Consider the following 15,410-nt stretch of genomic DNA (forward strand, 5'->3'; position numbering starts at 1 on the left):
CGTGGTGAGGGGCGGGCATCGTGGGCACCCGCACGCCGGGGTCCGGCGTGCGGGCAGGGCGGGGGACTACACGTCCTGGCGGGCGCGGTTGACGATCTTGGACCGGACGGTCAGCGCCAGCACGATGAACAGCAGGCCGTAGAGCACCAGCGGGATGGGCCCGGTGACGAAGATCGAGTAGTCGCCGTTGGAGGACAGCAGGCCGTCGCGCAGGTTGGTCTCGGCCAGCGGGCCCAGCACCATGCCGATCAGCAGCGGGGCCACCGGCACGCCGTGGCGGCGCATGATGAAGCCCAGCACGCCCAGCCCGAGCAGCAGCAGCAGGTCGAAGATCGCCCCGGAGGTCGCGTAGATGCCCAGGCCGCAGAAGACCGTGATCCCGGCGTAGAGGTACTGGCTGGGGATCAGCAGGAGCTTCGCCCACAGCTGGGCGAAGGGCAGGTTGATGACCAGCAGCACGACCATCGCGATGAAGAAGCTGGCCAGCAGCGCCCACACGAGCTCGGGGGCCCGGTCGAACAGCAGCGGGCCCGGCTGCAGGCCGTACTGCTGGAAGGCCGCGAGCATGATCGCTGCGGTCGCCGAGACCGGCAGGCCCAGGGCCAGCAGCGCACCCATCGCGGTGCCGGTGGTGGCGTTGCCGGCGGCCTCGGGGGCGGCCAGGCCGCGGATCGCGCCCTTGCCGAACACCGGGTTCGGGCGGCGGCGGTCGAGCCGGCGCTCGAGGTCGTAGGACATGAACGTCGGCACCTCGGCGCCACCGACCGGGATGACCCCGAAGGGCAGGCCGATCGCGGTGCCGCGCGCCCACGCCGGGGCGGCCTCCTTGAGCTCGGCGCGGGAGAGGAAGGGGCGCCCGGTGACCTTCATCTGGTGGGCGGCCGGGTCGCGGCGGATCCGGGAGGCCACGTGGAAGACCTCGCCCAGGGCCAGGATCGCCACCGAGACGGTGACCAGCGAGATGCCGTCGAACAGGTTGGCGGAGCCGTAGGTGAAGCGCTCCGAACCGGAGATCGCGTCGATGCCCACGGTGGCGATGCCCAGACCGAGGACCAGGGAGGCCAGGCCCTTGACCGCGGAGTCGGAGACCACCGAGGACGTGGCCACGAAGGCGAACAGGGCCAGGGCGAAGTACTCGGCTGGGCCGAAGTTCGCGGAGAAGTCGGCGAGCTTGGGCGCCAGGAAGACCACGACCACGGAGGCGACCATGCCGCCGATGAACGCGCCGATGGCCGCGGTGGCCAGGGCCTGCGGGGCCCGGCCGTCCTTGGCCATCTTGTGGCCCTCGAAGGTCGAGGCGATCGCGGAGCCCTGTCCCGGGGTGTTCATCAGGATGGCCATCGTCGAGTCGCCGAACAGGCCGCCGAAGTACACGCCGGCGAACAGGATGAACGCCGCGGTGGGGTCCAGGGCGAAGGTCATGGGGAGCAGGAGGGCCACGGCCATGGAGGAGCCCAGGCCCGGCAGCACGCCCACGGCGGTGCCGAGCAGACAGCCCACCACCACCCACAGCAGGTTCATGGGGGTCAGCGCGCCGGCGAACCCGTCCATCAACAGATTGAGTGCGTCCATGTCAGAAACCGCCTCCCAGGATGCCGGACGGGAGGGTGAGCCCCAGGCCGACGGTGAATGCCAGGTAGATCGCGCTGCTCACGAGCAGGGCGAGCGAGATGTCGAACAGGGGCCGGCGGCTGCCGAAGCCCCGGGCCACGGCCCAGAACAGCAGGGCGGCGGCCAGGATCCAGCCCAGCACCTCGAGGCTCAGCGCGAACGCCAGGAACCCGCCCGCGGACCAGAGCACCGCGGACCAGTCCGAGTGGCTCCGCCAGGTGCGCGCCGAGAGCTCCTCGGGGTGTTCGGGGGTGCGCAGGTAGTGGAGGGTGAGCAGGGCGGCCAGGACGTAGCCGGCCACGGTGAGGATCAGCGGGTAGAACGTGGGGCCGGGGAAGTCGGTGCCCTCCGGGATGTCCATGGTCAGGGCGCCGATCAGCAGGTAGGTGCTGAAGGCGGCCATCACCGCGGGCACCACGAGGCCGCTGCGCCCGCTCCACCAGGAGCTCTCGGTGTCCGGCCGCTGCTCCTCCGGGGGCCGGACGTCGGTCAGGTGTTCTCCGGCGGCGCCGGTGTGCGAGGACGTGGGGGTGCTCATCAGGAGATCTCCTCTACCAGCATGGCGATGCGCTCCTGCTCCGAGGCCATGAACTCGTCGAACTCTTCGCCCGCGAGGTACACCTCGGTCCACTTGTTGCGCTCGATGGCTTCCTGCCACTCCGGGGTGGCGATGGACTCCTCGACCAGGGCCCGCAGCTCGGCGAACTCCTCGTCGGTGATCCCGGGCGGGGCCAGGATGGCCCGCCAGTTGGCCAGGTCCACGGCGTAGCCCTGCTCGGTGAGGGTCGGGATGTCGACGCCCTCGAGCCGCTCCGGGGCGGCCATGCCCAGGGCCTTCAGGCGCCCGGCCTCGATCTGGTCGGCCACGTCCATGTACCCGGAGGTGGCCGCGTCCGCGGTGCCCGTGATCAGGGCCTGGGTGGCCTCGCCGCCGCCGGACTTTGGGATGTAGGTGGTCTCGGACGGGTCGATGCCGGTCTCGAGGGCGAGCTCGGTCATGACGAGCTGGTCGAAGGTGCCGCCACCGGTCCAGGCGACCTCGGCGGGGTTCGCCCGCCAGTCCTCGACGAGCTCGTCGATCGTCTCGTAGGGGGAGTCGGCGGGGACCACGACGACGTCGTACTCCTCGACCACCCGGGCGATCGGGCGCACGTCGTCGTGCGTGACGGCCGAGTCCAGCTGCGCGACACCGGCGACCAGCCCCGCACCCGTGACCATCAGGGTGTTGGCCTGGCCCTCCATGGTGGAGAGCTGGCCGAGCCCGATGGTGCCGGCCGCACCGGGGATGTTCACCACCTGGGTGTTGTTGACCAGGCTGTTGACCCGCATGGCCTGCTGCTGCTCCCGCATGAACGTGTCCCAGCCGCCGCCGGCACCGGCCGGGGCGATCAGGGTCATGTTGGCCCGGATGTCCGAGCCGGCCGTGGCGGACTGGAACGAGAAGAAGGCGGCCAGGCCGATCACGGCGGCGGCGACGACGCCGTAGACCGTCATGGCGACCGGGTGCCGGCGTCGCGTGCCCTGCTGGGCCTGATCTGGTGGTGAACTCACGGGGATCCACTTTCCTGGGTCGGAGGGTGCGGGTGCATGGCTCGGTCCGAGCCTCTCCCGACGACGATAAGTGACCCGGGTCACGCGTCGGCCGTTGATCCACCTTTCGTGCGTACTGATCGTTGTGCTGGTTCTGCGCATTCTGCTCACACCGGAAGAGACGTCCCTCACACGTTCGGCCGTAGGGTGGACCTCGTTTTGTACGCCCCTTTCCCACCACCCGATTTCCCCACCCCACCGCGGAGGCTCCCATGACCGTCGTCGTTGCCCGAACCAGCACCCCCGAGGGCGAGGCCGCGCTCGCGGCCGCGGTCGAGGAGGCCGGACGCCGCCAGGAGGACCTGCTGGTCTTCAACCTCGAGGGCGCCCAGCTCGACCCCGAGGGGAGCGAGCTGAACGGCGTGCCCGTCACCTTCCGCACCCCCGACACCCGCAACCGGGACGCCGTGGGCGAGCTCCTCGACGCCGCGGAGCAGGTCAACGCCTCCGCCGTGGTGATCGGCGTGAAGCACCGCAGCCCCGTGGGCAAGCTGCTGCTCGGCAGCGCCGCCCAGCAGGTGCTCCTCGAGGCCAACGCCCCGGTGATCGCGGTCAAGCCCCGGCGCTCCTGAGGCATGGCCTCGACCGCTCCGGGGGCCCGGTCCGGAGCATGGCTGTGGTTCCTCGTGGCCGGGGCCCTGCTCACGCAGACCGCCCTGAACCTGGTGCGCCCGGTCACCACCTACAAGCTGCTGTCCCTGGACGCCGACTCCGTGACGGTCGGCCTGGTCACGGCCGCCTACGCCGTGGTCCCGCTCGTCACGGCCATGTGGCTGGGCCGGATGACCGACCGGGTGCGGGACCTGCGGACCATGGTGGTCGTCGGCGCCCTGGTCCTGGCCCTCGGCGCGGGGGCGCTGGCCCTGGCGCCCAGCGTGGCGCTCGTCGCCGTGGCGAGCGCCCTGCTGGGCATGGGGCACCTGGTGTTCACCATCGCCGGGCAGTCGGCGGTCGCCCGCTTCTCCCCACCGGACCAGCTGGACAAGGGCTTCGGCTGGTTCACCGCCGCCTTCTCCGCCGGGCAGCTGGTGGGTCCGCTGCTGGTCGGGGTGCTCCTGGGCACGGGCAGCGACGTCGCCTCGCCCGAGCGGGTCGCCGACATCACCCTGTCCCTGTGGATCGGGGCCGGGCTCTCGGTCCTCGTGGTGCCCGTCATGCTCCTGCGCCGGCCGGCGTCCGGGGCCGCCGGGGCCCCCGCTCGGAACGACGACGGCGCTGCCGCGGCGCAGGCGGCTCCCGCCACCGGTGAGCTCGAGGTGGTCCCGGGCACGGCGCCGCGGGCGTCGATGCTGCGGATCCTCGAGGTCCCCGGCATCCCGTCCCACATGCTGGCGTCCCTGGCCCTGCTCGCGATGCTCGACATCCTCACGGCCTTCCTGCCGCTGGTGGGGGAGCGGGCCGGGGTCTCCCCGGCGTGGATCGGCGTCCTGCTGGCCGTGCGCGGCGGCGCCTCGATCGTCTCGCGCGTCCTGCTGCCGTGGCTCGCGCACCGGATGTCCCGCCGGGCGCTGCTGCTGGTCAGCCTCTACGGCGCCGGCATCACCCTGGCCGTCCCGCCGGCCGTCATCACGGTGCCGTGGCTCGCCGCGGTGCTCCTGTTCGTGGGCGGCTTCTGCCTGGGCCTGGGCCAGCCGATCACCATGACCCTGGTCTCCACCGCCGTGCCCACCTCGTGGCGGGGCTCGGCGCTCGCCGTGCGGCTGGTCGGCAACCGGGCGGGGCAGGTCGCCATGCCCCTGCTGGCCGGCCTGGTGGCCGCGCCGCTCGGCCCGGCCGGGGCGATCTGGTCCACGTGCGCGGTGCTGCTGGTCAGCGGGCTGGAGAAGACCGTGCGGCGGTAGCCGGGGCCGGGACCACTTCGACAGCCCCGGCACAGGGACGCCACAACGGCGGCACAATCCCGGCTGGTCAGCTGGAGGACGAGAAGGACCGAGAGGTCCGGGCCGGCGGGCGGGAGCTCGTCGGCACGTCCGACAGAAGGAACCCGCCGCCATGGTCAACGTCCACCACCCTGCACCCGGTGCACGGTCAGCAGAGGAGGACCCGGTCCTGCCGCTGGTCCGCAGGCGCCGGCTCGTGGGGGTCGACGCCGCCCGGGGCCTCGCCCTGGTCGGGATGATGTCGATCCACATCCTGCCCGCCTGGAACCCCGAGACCTACGGGCCCACGCTGCAGTGGGAGCTGTTCGCGGGCCGCGCCGCGGCCCTGTTCGCGCTGCTGGCCGGGGTGGGCCTGGCCTTCTCCTCCGGCGGGCGCACCCCGCACCGGGGCCGGACGATGACCGCGGACCGCGTGGGGCTGCTCGTCCGGGCCGTGCTGATCGCCGGGCTGGGGCTGCTGATCAACCAGGTCATGCCGGCGGACCCGCCCGCCTACGACATCCTCGTCTACTACGGCATGTTCTTCCTGCTCGCGATCCCCTTCCTGCACCTGCCGGCGCGGACGCTGTTCGGTCTCGCCGCCGCGGCCGCCGTGGTGGGGCCGGTGCTGATGCAGGCGCTCCGGGGAGTGCTGCCCGCGTTGGAGGTGTACAACCCGACCTTCGCCGACGTGCTCGCCGAGCCGGGGACCGTCCTGGCCCAGGTGCTGTTCACCGGCACCTATCCCGCGGTCCCGTACCTGGCCTACCTGCTCGCCGGGATGGCCATCGGCCGGCTGAACCTGCGGGCCGTGCGCGTCCAGGGCCGGCTGCTGGTGGCGGGGCTCGCCCTGGCCGTGGGGGCGTGGCTGGTGTACTGGGTGCTGGTCCTCCGGTCCGGGGGCTACGACCAGCTCATGAGCTCCACCCCGTGGCTGAGCGAGGACCTGATCGACGAGATCATCGTCTGGGGGCCGGACCCGGTCCTGCCGGACACCTCCTGGTGGTGGCTGCTGATCCCCGGCCCCCACACCAACACCCCGGTGGCAATCCTCCAGGACCTCGGCTCCGGCGCCGCCGTGCTGGGCCTCCTCCTCCTCGTGGCCCGGCGGGCCGGTGCCTGGCTGCTGCCGCTGAGCGCGATGGGGTCGATGACCCTGACGCTCTACTCGGCGCACCTGCTGGCCCTGGCCGCCATGCTCCACTACGAGGTGCCGCTCCTGTGGTTCCTCATCCACGTGGCGGTCGCGGCGCTGTTCGCAGTGGCCTGGCAGCGCGCCTTCGGCCGGGGCCCGCTGGAGCGACTCCTGGCCCGGGCCGCCGGCGCCGCGCGCGGCCTGGCCCTGGGCGCCGGTCCGCGCGCGGCGGCGGGCCGGTGACGTCGTCGTCCCTCCGAGGAGACGGGCCGCGGGCTCAGGTGGTGGCCAGCTCCGCGGGGCGGGCGGGGACCTGCTGGAGCCGGGCCACGCGCTGCACGGACCAGCACAGCAGGACGACGAGCAGCACGTTGCGGGCGGTCAGCACGGCCGCCATCGCCGGGTGCGCGTGGATGAGCGGGGTGTAGAACAGCGGATAGATCACGAACGTGGTGACCGCGATGCCCATCAGCAGCGCCGCCGGCGTCCGCCACCGCTGCCAGTCGTGCACCAGCCCGGCCACGACGACGGGGGCGATCCAGATCATGAACTGCGGGGACCCCACCTTGTTGAACACGATGAAGACCGTGGTCATCATCAGCGCCCCCTCGTAGAAGAGCTCCTCCCGCTCGGCCCCGCGCTTCAGCGCACGGACCAGCAGGACGGCTCCTGCGAGGACGGCGAGCACGAGCAGCGGCTGCATCAGGAACGCGACGATCTCGGTGCCGGGCCCGTAGACCTCGGTGGAGTTGATGGCCACGTTGTCGGCCATCCGCGATCCGGCCACGTCGAAGACGCTCGCCCACACCCACGGGGTGGAGAACGTGGCCTCCAGCTGCATGCCGCGCTCCCCCTGGTTGACCAGGAAGTCCGCGATGTGCGGCAGGCCGCCCGTCAGGTACGTGCCCAGCACCACCACGGCGGTGACCCCCACCCCGGCGGCCACCACCTGGACGCGCTGCCGGCAGGCGATGAACAGGGCGAGCAGGACGGCCGCCGGCCACACCTTGATCCAGGTGGCGACGCTCAGGAGGACGGAGCCGAGCACGGGCCGCTCGGACGCGTACAGGAGTCCGATCAGCACGATCGGGGCCGCGATGCCCTCCACCCGGGCGAAGCTCAGGTAGCCCAGGAACACGGTGAAGAACAGCCACCACCAGGCCGGGGCGATGCCCTGCCGGGCCCGCCGGCCCCGCGTGAGGCAGACCAGGGCGACGGCGTTGAGCACGGTGACGATCAGCGTCCAGACCAGCAGGTAGGGGCCGTGGCCGGCGATCCCCGCCAGGTGGATCGGGATCTGCGCCAGCACCGGGTACACCCACGGGCTGATCCCGTCCCCGGCATCGGCCGGGTCGTACCCGGCCATGGCCCACTGGCGGTACTGCTCGGTGTCGCTGAAGGCATCGCCGTGGATGACGAAGGACATCATCCAGCCCAGGAAGTACAGGTGGACGACGGCGAAGCCCCACCACACGCCGGCCGGGCGGGCGAACCAGGCCACGGCGCGGGCGGGCAGGACGGCGTCGCGGACGCGGGTCAGCCGGTCGAAGAAGGGGGCGGAGATCTCAGGCCTCCTTCGCGGCGGGCGCCGGCGCGGCGGGGGCGGGTGCCGTAGCGGGCGCGCTGGCGGGGCGCCGGGAGCCCAGCTGGTACAGGCGGCGCACCGACCACCACAGGAGCACCACCAGCAGGGCGTTGCGCAGGGTCAGCACGAGGGCCATCCACGGGTCGTTGTGACTCAGCTCGTAGTAGAACATCGGGTAGACGAGGAACGTGGCCACGGCGATGGCGATCAGCATGACCGCCGGCACCCGCCACGCCTTCCAGTGGTGGGTCAGCCCCACGGCCACGGCCGGCGCCAGCCACACCATGAACTGCGGGGAGCCGACCTTGTTGAACACGATGAAGGCGGTGACCATGGTCAGCGACCCCGCCAGCAGCAGCTCGGTCCGGTCGGTCTCGCCGGACCGCTCGCCGTTGCGCAGGCCCCGGGCGATCAGGAGGGTCACCGCGGCGGCGGCCACCAGCAGCAGCGGCTGCATGAGCACGGCCATCGTGGCCGTGCCGGGGCCGTCGACCTGCATGGAGTTGATCTCCGTGTTCATGTACATCCGGGACCCGCCCACCCCCAGCACGGACGACCACAGCCACGGGGTGGTGAACGTGGCCTCCAGCTGCATGCCCCGGTCCCCCTGCTGGGTGAGGAAGTCGAAGAGCCTCGGCAGCGCACCCATGGCGGCGGCGACCCCGGCCGCGGCCGCGCTGACCAGCAGGCCCGCGACGACGACCGCCACCCGCCGGCGCACCACGGTGACGAGTGCGAGCACGACCGCCGCCGGCCAGACCTTCATCCAGGTGGCGACACTGAGCAGGACCGAGGCGGCCACCGGGTGCGCCACGCCGTAGACCAGGGCGACGAGCACCAGGGGGGCCGTGAGCCCGTCGACGCGGGCGAAGCCCAGCCACCCCATGAGGAAGACGAAGGCCAGCCACCACCACGCGGCGGGGACGGCGTGCCGGGCGCGTCCCCAGTCCGTCAGCTTCCCCACGGCCCAGCCGTTGAGCACGGTGATCATCAGGACCCACAGGAAGAAGAACGGCCCCGGGCCGGCCGCGCCGGCCAGCGCGACGGGCACCAGCGCCAGCACCGGATAGACCCAGGGGGTGGGCTCCCCGTTCAGGTTCTGCTCGTCGAAGCCGGCCTCGGCCCACGCACGGTAGATGTAGGTGTCGCTGAAGGCGGCGCCGGACAGGGACAGGGACAGGGCGAATCCCAGGAACACGAGGTGCACCAGGACGAAGCCGGCGAGCAGTCCGCGCGGGGATCTCGACCAGGCGTGCCACCGCGGGGTCGCGAGGCGGTTCCGGAACCGGGTGAGCATGCTGAAGGTCGTGTCCGTGGACATGGGTCAATCCTCGTCAAGGGGGTGGGGTCGCAGGACCACAGGGCGCTGCCCCACCATGCTACGTGGCCGGGCGCGGACCGCCCGGAACCGGGCGTCATGATCCGTGCGCAGCGACCCCGGGCCGAAGGGCGCGGCGGCGTCCCGGGACGCCGGGGCGATGAGGTGGCATCATGGCTGGAACACGCTCCTGGAGAGCGCTCAGCACACCTGTCCGCCCGGCAGCGACACACATAGGGGATCAGCGCACGTCATGACGGCAGGGGGTTCGCATCCGGAGGGGCCGCGGAGCCGCGGGGGCCGGGCCGTCAGCACCGTCCCCTTCCGCCAGGACACGCCCGGCGCCCACCCGGACCCGCGAGCGCACGTCGCCGTCCTGCAGGGGTTCGTCGGCTCCCTGATGATGCTCGTCGGCTCGGTCGGCACCGGGTGGATCGCCAACGGCTCGCCCATGGTCCGCCACCCCCTCGTCATCGCGCTGCGGGTCGAGGGATGGGGCGTCTACGCCTGCACCGTGCTGCTGACCGTCGGCGCCATGCTGCTGGTGCGCTCCTGGCTCCGGCTCGGGCAGCGGCTCCAGGGCGGGCCGGCGGGCGCCCAGCGCTCCGTGGTGCTGGCCGTGTGCGCCTGGTCGCTGCCGCTGTTCTTCGCCGTGCCCATCTTCTCCCGGGACGTGTACGCCTACGTCGGCCAGGGCCGTCTGATGCTGGCCGGGCAGAACCCGTACACGACCGGCATCTCCGCCCTGGAGAACTGGTTCATGCTGGGCACGGACCCGACCTGGGCCGAGGCCCGGACGCCCTACGGGCCGTACTTCCTGTGGCTGGCGCGCGCGGTCGTGGCCCTCACGGGCGCGCAGCCGGATCTCTCCGTCCTGCTCTTCCGGATCCTGGCCTGCGCGGGTGTCCTCCTCTGCGTCGTGTACGTGCCCCGGCTCGCGCGGCTGCACGGGGTCGACCCGGCCCGTGCGCTGTGGATCGCGGTGGCCAACCCGCTGTTCCTCATCAGCTTCGTGGCCAGCGCGCACAACGACGCGCTGATGCTCGGACTGGCCGTGGCGGGAACGTACTTCGCGGCCACGGGCCGCCCGGTGACCGGGGTCCTCCTGGTGACCGCCTCGATCGGGATCAAGCCGATCACCATCCTCCTGCTGCCGTTCATCGGCCTCCTGTGGGCGGGGCCGAGAGCGTCCTGGCGGCGGAAGTTCGCCCTGTGGGCGGCCACGGCGGCGATCAGCTTCGGGGTGCTGCTGCTGAGCGGGCTCCCCTACCAGCTGGGCACCGGGTGGGTCTGGGCGCTGGTCGACCCCACCCCGGGGTACACCGGGTACTCGCCCTCCGGCTTCCTGGGCCAGCAGGTCCGCGACCTCGCGAACGCGGTGGGCCTGCCGGGCGCGGCCATGGCCTCCGTGCTGCGCGACGTCCTGCAGTACGCCGCCATCGGCCTGGTCCTGCTCCTGATGTTCCGCGGCGACGACCACCAGGTGGTCCGCAGGCTCGGCCTGGCGTTCGCCGCCGTGGTGCTGCTCTCCCCGATCATCCAGCCCTGGTACATCCTGTGGTTCCTCCCCTTCCTCGCCGCGACCGGGATCAGGGACAACTGGCAGATCCGCTCCCTGTACATCGTGATCACCTTCTTCGTGATCTTCGGCGCCCAGGACCAGCTCTCCGTGTGGCCCTTCATCGAGCTGACGGTGGACGCCTCGACGATCGCGTTCGTCACCGCCCTGGTGTTCACCGCCTACCTGATGCTCCTGGATCCCCACACCCGGCACCTGCTCGTCCACGGCGGCCCGGCGGGCTGGCTCGGCCGCCGACGACGCCGTCGTCGTCGGAGCTGAGGCGCCCGCGGCCGTCGGTCACCGGGGCGCGGCGGGCACCGCTGCGCCGGTGCCCAGCGGGAGCCGGACGGTGAAGAGCGTGCGGCCCGGGCGGGACTCCACGTCCACCGTGCCGCCGTGCGCCTGCACCACCGAGCGGACGATGGACAGGCCCAGGCCGGTGCTGCCCTCCCGGGTCTGCCGGGAGGTGTCCAGGCGGCTGAAGCGCTCGAAGAGCCTGGCCTGGAACTCCCGCGGGATGCCCGGGCCGGCGTCGAGCACGGAGGCCTCCGCCCAGCCGTCCCGGGTGGCCCGCACGGCGGCGGTCACCGCGGTGCCGGGCGGGGTGTGCTTGCGGGCGTTGGAGAGCAGGTTGGCCAGCACCTGGTGGAGCTGGGCGACGTCCGCCCGCACGGGCACCGGCTCCGCCGGCACGTCCAGGGCCCAGTCGTGGTCGGGGCCCGCGGCCGAGGCGTCGGTGAGGGCCTCGAGCACGAGCTCGCCGAGGTCGGCGTCCCGCAGCTCCGGGGGGCGGCCCTCGTCCAGGCGGGCGAGCAGCAGCAGGTCCTCGACCAGGGCGGTCATCCGCAGCGTCTGCTGCTCCACCCGGGCCAGCGAGGCGCGGCCGGTGCCGGTCAGCGGCTCGGTGAGCTGCAGCATGTCGGTGTAGCCGCGCACGGCCGCCAGGGGGGTGCGCAGCTCGTGGGAGGCGTCCGCCACGAACTCGCGCAGCCGGGTCTCGGAGTGCTGGCGCGCGGCCAGGGCCGAGTCCACGTTCTCGAGCAGGGAGTTCAGGGCGCGGCCCACCTCCCCGACCTCCGTGCCGGGGCGAGCCAGCCCGGCGGGGACGTGCTGGTCGGCCAGGGAGACCTCGCCCGAGGCCAGCGGCAGGCGGGCGACGCGGGACGCCGCCGCCGAGACCTGTTCCAGCGGCCGCAGGGCACGGCGCACGACGACGGTCCCGGCCACCGCCGTGGTCACCAGCGCGAGCAGGCTGCCCGCGGTCATGGTGGTGACGAGCTCCGCCACGGTGTCGTCGACCGACGCGGTGGGCAGCCCGGTCACCAGCACCTGGCTGCCGCTGCGCCCGTCCCGGGCGACCGACTCGACCCGGTACTCGCCCACGGACAGGTCCACGTCGGAGAGCCGCCCCTGCTCCGTGCCCGTGGAGCGCCGAGGGTCCCCGAAGCCGCGCTCGTCCGGGCTCTCGGCCGCGAAGGCGCCCGCCTCCCGCAGGGCGGCGACGTCCTCCTCGGGCAGCGGCGCGGGCTCCCCGGACTCGGTGCGGTAGGACGCCGTGACCACCTCGTCCTCCCGCAGCACGGCCACCAGGACGCCCACCGGCTGGCCGGGGGCGTCGAGGGGGTCCCGCTCCGGGGCGGGGTCCCCCCGGGTGAAGGTCAGCGCCCGCCCGGTGGCCTGGCGCAGCGACCCGTCGAGCCGCTCGACGAGGTCCTGGCGGGTGAGCTCCACGATCGTGGCGCCCAGCACGAGCAGGACCACCGCCAGGAGGACGAGCACGCCGGCGATGAGCCGGGTGGCCAGGCGCAGGCGGCGCGGGGGGAGCGGGCCGTGCGGCATCAGGACGCGGGCTTGATGACGTACCCGGCGCCGCGCACGGTGTGGATCATGGGGGAGCGGCCCGCGTCGATCCGCTTGCGGAGGTAGGAGATGTAGAGCTCCACGATGTTGGCCTGGCCCGAGAAGTCGTAGTGCCACACGTTGTCCAGGATCTGGGCCTTGGACAGGACACGGCGCGGGTTCTCCATCAGGTAGCGCAGCAGCTCGAACTGCGTGGTGGTCAGCTCGACCGGCTCCCCGGCGCGGGTGACCTCGCGGCTGTCGATGTTGAGCACCAGGTCCCCGACCACCAGGGTGGCGCTGTCCTGGGCGGCGACCCCGGAGCGCTGCACGAGCCGGTGCAGCCGGATGAGCACCTCCTCGATCGAGAACGGCTTGGTCACGTAGTCGTCCCCGCCGGAGGCGAGCCCCTCGATCCGGTCCTGGACCGTGTCCTTGGCCGTGAGGAACAGCACCGGCACCTCGGGGTAGGACTGGCGGATCCGGGCCAGGACCTCCAGCCCGTCCAGGCCGGGCAGCATCCGGTCCAGGACCAGCACGTCGGGGGCGAAGTCCCGCGCCTGGGCGACGGCGTCGAACCCCTCGTGGGAGATCCGGGCGTCCCACCCGCACATGCCCGTGCCCATGGCCACGAGATCGGCCAGCGCCGGCTCGTCGTCCACCACCAGCACCCGGATCGGCGAGCCGTCAGGGTGGGTCAGGCGAGGCAGGACCTCGGTGAGGACGGAGAAGCTGGAGGAGTAGGACATGGGAGCTCCCGGTGCCGGGCGGACGTGACACTGCCACTGTTGCGCACCAGATTAGGCGCACGTCCTGTGGAAGCTGTGCGCAGCCTGTGCCGTGCCGCCGGGATTCTCAGACAGGCCGGGGCGGTCGGCACAGCTCCGGCACAGACTCCGGACGGACAGTGGAACCACTCGAGCCAGCCACCCACCGGACACCCAGGAGCGGACATGCGCACCATCACCATCACCGACGCCGTCGAGGCCGCCGCCCGCGCCCAGTACGAGCGGGCCGCCCACCCCGGAGCACCCCGGTGGGAGGACTGCGCCGAGTCCGACCGCGCCGTCTACCGCCACGCGGTGCGGCCCCACGTCGAAGCGGCCGCCCCGTTCATCGCCGCGCGGTCCCTGCAGGACGCGGCCACCGCCTTCGCCACCACCCGCCCCGCCGAGTCCGCCCGGCGCAGCCTCGAGTACCCGGTGGTGGAGCTGCAGGCCATGGCCTACCGGCACACGGCGGCCCAGCGCCCCGTCGTGGTGCCGTCGTCGTCGGCCACGGCCCCGGTCACCGCTCCCGCCGCCGCTGCGGCGCCGCGCCGGGTGCGCGCCGTCCTCGGCGCCCTCCGTTCGTCGAGGCGCCCCGAGGCCGTGTAGGCCTCGGGCGGTCCTGCGACCGGTCGCCCGCCGGCGGGTGCGTGTGCCGCGTCACAGCGGAAGCACAGCATTCCGAAAAGCCCACCACATGTGCGCCAGCAAAGGTGGGGTGTGCACCGGTCCTCCGACCGGTCCGGCGGGCAGGGGGTCCGCCGTCCTGCCGCGCTGAAGGGGCCGCTGTCATGACCGATTCCCGGGGCCGCCCGCCGAGGACCGTGCCGTGGGCGCCGGTCCCCGCGCGGCCGGCGAGCACTCCGCCCGCGGACGAGGCCTCGACCGGCCGCGCGACGGCCGACCCGGCCACGGGCTCGACCGCGAGTTCTACCGCGAGCCCGGCCGCCGCACCCGCCAAGCGCCGCCTCGTCGGGGTGGACGCTGCCCGTGGCCTGGCCCTGATCGGGATGATCGCGATCCACATCCTGCCCTCGTGGGACCCGGAGACCTTCGAGCCCACCGCGCAGTGGACCGTCTTCGCCGGCCGCTCCGCGGCGCTGTTCGCCCTTCTGGCGGGCGTGGGCCTGGCCTTCAGCACCGGTGGCCGGACACCGCACACCGGCCGGGCGATGACCGCCGACCGGGCGGGGGTGGCCGTCCGCGCGCTGCTGATCGCGGGCCTGGGGCTGGCGATCAACCACGTGCTCCCCGGGAGCACGATCGACGAGGTCCCGGCCGTCAACATCCTCGTCTACTACGGGGCCTTCTTCCTGCTGGCGATCCCGTTCCTGCGCCTGCCCGCCGGCGCCCTGTTCGTCTGGGCGGGGGTCTTCGCCCTGGCCGGTCCCGCGCTGGTGCACCTGCTGCGGGACGTCCTGCCGGTCGTGGAGCGCTACAACCCGGACTACCTCGACCTCGTCGGGGACCCCGGGGCCACCGCGGCCCGGCTGCTGCTGACCGGGACCTTCCCCGCCCTGCCGTACCTGGCCTACCTGCTGACCGGCCTGGCCATCGGCCGGCTCGACCTCGCCGGGATCCGGGTCCAGACCGGACTGGTGCTGGGCGGGGCACTGCTGGCCGCCGGGGCCTCGCTGGCCTCCTGGGTGCTCGTCGACCGGGCCGGCGGCCTCGACCAGCTCGTGACCCGCACCCCCGGCGTCGACGAGGAGCTCGTCACCGAGGTCATCGTGTTCGGCCCCGACCCGACGCTGCCGACGACCACGTGGTGGTGGCTGACGGTCGGCGGCCCGTACACGAACACCCCGCCGGCCCTGCTGCTGGGCCTCGGCTCCGCGGTGGCCGCCCTGGGCGTGTTCCTCCTGCTGGCCCGCCGCTGGGGCTCCTGGCTGCTGCCGCTGAGCGCCATGGGCGCGATGACCCTCACCGTGTACTCGGCGCACCTGCTCGCGCTGGCCGCCGAGGTGCACTACGACGAGCCGCTGTGGTTCTGGATCCACGTGGCCGTGGCGATGGCCTTCGCCCTCCTCTGGCGCCAGGCCATGGGGCAGGGCCCCCTCGAGCGGCTGGTGGCCGCCCTGGTGCGCGCCACCCGCCGGCGCGTGCTCGCCCGCGAGCAGCGCCCGGGCTGAGCGCGCGGGCCGG

Annotated in this window: 13 protein-coding genes; 6 read left to right on the top strand and 7 right to left on the bottom strand. The window is 73.2% G+C overall.

Annotated features, from left to right (window positions below):
- Positions 1–66 precede the first annotated feature (66 nt).
- From CRM73_RS08880 to CRM73_RS08890, 3 genes are read right to left on the bottom strand one after another with little or no spacing between them, the layout of a single operon-like run.
- The gene (locus tag CRM73_RS08880) at positions 67–1,572 is read right to left on the bottom strand and encodes a tripartite tricarboxylate transporter permease (RefSeq protein ID WP_109243571.1); all 1,506 of its coding nucleotides are present in this window, start codon (positions 1,570–1,572) and stop codon (positions 67–69) included.
- A 1-nt stretch (position 1,573) separates the two neighbouring features.
- Positions 1,574–2,149, bottom strand: coding sequence for a tripartite tricarboxylate transporter TctB family protein (locus CRM73_RS08885; protein ID WP_017831798.1), 576 nt, complete (start codon positions 2,147–2,149; stop codon positions 1,574–1,576).
- Positions 2,149–3,105 carry a tripartite tricarboxylate transporter substrate binding protein gene (locus CRM73_RS08890; protein ID WP_229587424.1) on the bottom strand — a complete coding sequence of 319 codons (957 nt, stop codon included), beginning with the start codon at positions 3,103–3,105 and terminating at the stop codon, positions 2,149–2,151. Before CRM73_RS08890 ends, CRM73_RS08885 begins: the two co-directional genes overlap by 1 nt.
- Before the next feature lie 308 nt (positions 3,106–3,413).
- On the opposite strand from CRM73_RS08890, the gene CRM73_RS08895 reads away from it, so the two are divergent.
- The 3 genes from CRM73_RS08895 (at position 3,414) to CRM73_RS08905 (ending at position 6,438) form a co-directional block, all read left to right on the top strand.
- Positions 3,414–3,773: a universal stress protein gene (locus CRM73_RS08895; RefSeq protein WP_017831800.1), complete on the top strand. Its 360-nt coding sequence runs from the start codon at positions 3,414–3,416 to the stop codon at positions 3,771–3,773.
- Positions 3,774–3,776: 3 nt separating this feature from the next.
- Positions 3,777–5,042: an MFS transporter gene (locus CRM73_RS08900; protein ID WP_229587417.1), complete on the top strand. Its 1,266-nt coding sequence runs from the start codon at positions 3,777–3,779 to the stop codon at positions 5,040–5,042.
- 151 nt (positions 5,043–5,193) lie between these two features.
- Entirely contained in the window at positions 5,194–6,438 is a 1,245-nt protein-coding gene (locus tag CRM73_RS08905) for a heparan-alpha-glucosaminide N-acetyltransferase domain-containing protein (protein ID WP_229587419.1), read from the top strand.
- Between the two features lie 34 nt (positions 6,439–6,472).
- On the opposite strand, the gene CRM73_RS08910 is transcribed toward CRM73_RS08905, so the two are convergent.
- Positions 6,473–7,696 carry a glycosyltransferase 87 family protein gene (locus tag CRM73_RS08910; protein ID WP_229587421.1) on the bottom strand — a complete coding sequence of 408 codons (1,224 nt, stop codon included), beginning with the start codon at positions 7,694–7,696 and terminating at the stop codon, positions 6,473–6,475.
- Positions 7,697–7,760: 64 nt separating this feature from the next.
- Positions 7,761–9,101, bottom strand: a complete 1,341-nt coding sequence (locus CRM73_RS08915; RefSeq protein WP_109269035.1) for a glycosyltransferase 87 family protein — start codon at positions 9,099–9,101, stop codon at positions 7,761–7,763.
- 250 nt (positions 9,102–9,351) lie between these two features.
- Here CRM73_RS08915 and mptB point away from each other — a divergent pair, with 250 nt between their 5' ends.
- The gene (gene mptB / locus CRM73_RS08920; protein WP_095649966.1) at positions 9,352–10,938 is read left to right on the top strand and encodes a polyprenol phosphomannose-dependent alpha 1,6 mannosyltransferase MptB; all 1,587 of its coding nucleotides are present in this window, start codon (positions 9,352–9,354) and stop codon (positions 10,936–10,938) included.
- 18 nt (positions 10,939–10,956) lie between these two features.
- Here mptB and CRM73_RS08925 read toward each other — a convergent pair whose 3' ends face one another.
- Both CRM73_RS08925 and CRM73_RS08930 read right to left on the bottom strand, forming a co-directional pair.
- Entirely contained in the window at positions 10,957–12,498 is a 1,542-nt protein-coding gene (locus tag CRM73_RS08925) for a cell wall metabolism sensor histidine kinase WalK (protein WP_052132759.1), read from the bottom strand.
- Positions 12,498–13,247: a response regulator transcription factor gene (locus tag CRM73_RS08930; protein WP_126346771.1), complete on the bottom strand. Its 750-nt coding sequence runs from the start codon at positions 13,245–13,247 to the stop codon at positions 12,498–12,500. Before CRM73_RS08930 ends, CRM73_RS08925 begins: the two co-directional genes overlap by 1 nt.
- A 204-nt stretch (positions 13,248–13,451) precedes the next feature.
- On the opposite strand from CRM73_RS08930, the gene CRM73_RS08935 reads away from it, so the two are divergent.
- The gene (locus CRM73_RS08935; protein ID WP_126349555.1) at positions 13,452–13,874 is read left to right on the top strand and encodes a hypothetical protein; all 423 of its coding nucleotides are present in this window, start codon (positions 13,452–13,454) and stop codon (positions 13,872–13,874) included.
- 182 nt (positions 13,875–14,056) lie between these two features.
- A complete protein-coding gene (locus CRM73_RS08940) occupies positions 14,057–15,397 on the top strand; it encodes a heparan-alpha-glucosaminide N-acetyltransferase domain-containing protein (protein ID WP_229587423.1) in 1,341 nt (446 codons plus the stop codon).
- The last annotated feature ends 13 nt before the right edge of the window (positions 15,398–15,410 follow it).

It is taken from the genome of Kocuria sp. CCUG 69068, assembly GCF_020833785.1.
Lineage (GTDB): Bacteria > Actinomycetota > Actinomycetes > Actinomycetales > Micrococcaceae > Kocuria > Kocuria rosea.

Bases quoted from the DNA above. Each gene is read 5' to 3' on its own strand.
- CRM73_RS08880 (WP_109243571.1), bottom strand. From the start codon at position 1,572: ATGGACGCACTCAATCTGTTGATGGACGGGTTCGCCGGCGCGCTGACC.
- CRM73_RS08885 (WP_017831798.1), bottom strand. From the start codon at position 2,149: ATGAGCACCCCCACGTCCTCGCACACCGGCGCCGCCGGAGAACACCTG.
- CRM73_RS08890 (WP_229587424.1), bottom strand. From the start codon at position 3,105: ATGACGGTCTACGGCGTCGTCGCCGCCGCCGTGATCGGCCTGGCCGCC.
- CRM73_RS08895 (WP_017831800.1), top strand. From the start codon at position 3,414: ATGACCGTCGTCGTTGCCCGAACCAGCACCCCCGAGGGCGAGGCCGCG.
- CRM73_RS08900 (WP_229587417.1), top strand. From the start codon at position 3,777: ATGGCCTCGACCGCTCCGGGGGCCCGGTCCGGAGCATGGCTGTGGTTC.
- CRM73_RS08905 (WP_229587419.1), top strand. From the start codon at position 5,194: ATGGTCAACGTCCACCACCCTGCACCCGGTGCACGGTCAGCAGAGGAG.
- CRM73_RS08915 (WP_109269035.1), bottom strand. From the start codon at position 9,101: ATGTCCACGGACACGACCTTCAGCATGCTCACCCGGTTCCGGAACCGC.
- mptB (WP_095649966.1), top strand. From the start codon at position 9,352: ATGACGGCAGGGGGTTCGCATCCGGAGGGGCCGCGGAGCCGCGGGGGC.
- CRM73_RS08925 (WP_052132759.1), bottom strand. From the start codon at position 12,498: ATGCCGCACGGCCCGCTCCCCCCGCGCCGCCTGCGCCTGGCCACCCGG.
- CRM73_RS08930 (WP_126346771.1), bottom strand. From the start codon at position 13,247: ATGTCCTACTCCTCCAGCTTCTCCGTCCTCACCGAGGTCCTGCCTCGC.
- CRM73_RS08935 (WP_126349555.1), top strand. From the start codon at position 13,452: ATGCGCACCATCACCATCACCGACGCCGTCGAGGCCGCCGCCCGCGCC.
- CRM73_RS08940 (WP_229587423.1), top strand. From the start codon at position 14,057: ATGACCGATTCCCGGGGCCGCCCGCCGAGGACCGTGCCGTGGGCGCCG.